This is a genomic window from Streptomyces sp. 13-12-16, assembly GCF_002114215.1.
GTDB lineage: Bacteria > Actinomycetota > Actinomycetes > Streptomycetales > Streptomycetaceae > Streptomyces.
In genome coordinates this window covers 514-1,569 of the sequence record NZ_NCTE01000992.1, presented here as the reverse complement: position 1 = coordinate 1,569, position 1,056 = coordinate 514, and the positions used below count along the sequence as shown (strand labels likewise).

The window sequence follows — 1,056 nt, the reverse complement described above, 5'->3', positions numbered from 1 at the left end:
GTCCTGCCCCACCGCCATCGCCCACGCCACGTCCGCCGCCCGCGCGGCCCCCCGCACCACCCGCCGCCCCAGTCCGGGCGCGCCGATCCCCCCGCCCCGCCCCAGCTCCCGCCCGAGCACCCGCGCCCCGAACGCCGCCACCGACATCCCGTGCCCGTACGCCGGATTGAACGTGGCCAGCGCGTCCCCGAGGACCACGAGACCCTCCGGCCACCGCGGCATCCGCTCCAGGTACCGCCGTACGTTGCTGGTCGACCGGCTCAGGTGCACGTCGGACAGCGGCTCGGCGCCCGAGATCAGCCGCCCCACGATCGGGTCCGGCAGTTCGAGCGTGTACCGCAGGAACCCCGCCGGGTCCGCCGGCGGCTCACCGCCGCGCGAGCCGCCGCAGCTCACCAGCCAGCGGCCCCCCTCGATCGGCATCACCATCGCGCTCCGGGCGGGCCGGGACGCGTACGGGTTGGCGTGCACGACCGTCAGCGGGAACCGTTCCGCCCCGTCCGGCACCCGGTACAGGCGTGACGCGTTGACCAGTCCGGAGTCCACCGCCCGTTCCTCCACGCCGGTCAGCCCGAGCCCGTCCAGCCAGCCGGTGACCCGGGTCCCGCGTCCGCTCGCGTCGACGACCAGGTCCGCCTCCAGGTCCGTGTCCCCGCCGGGCGCCGCGATCCGCACCCCGCGCACCCGCCCCGCGGAGCCCGTGAGACCGACCACCGCCGCCCTGCGGACCTCCACCGGCACCTGTTCCCGTACCGTCGCCCGCACCACCCAGTCCACCAGTGCCCGGCTGCACGTCATCATCGCCGGGCCCTCGCGCCGCCACCGTCGCAGCCAGCCCTCGGGGGTGAGCGCCAGCACGCCCGAGCTGAGCGGGATCTCGTGCGCCCCGGCGGCGAGCAGCCGCCCGCGCAGTCCCGCGCCCGGCAGCAGCTCCTCCATGGCGTCCATGCCGCCCGCCAGCAGCAGATGCGCGTGCCGCCCCTGCGGCAGCCCCCTGCGGTGCTCCGGACCGTCCGGCAGCGCGTCGCGGTCCAGGACGATCACCTCGTCCGCTCC

At 77.1% G+C, this 1,056-nt stretch carries 1 protein-coding gene; it reads right to left on the bottom strand.

Annotated elements, in window-relative coordinates:
- Nucleotides 1–1,056, bottom strand: a 1,056-nt coding sequence (locus tag B7767_RS33780; protein ID WP_085575432.1) for a pyridine nucleotide-disulfide oxidoreductase, incomplete at both ends; no start/stop codon positions are given.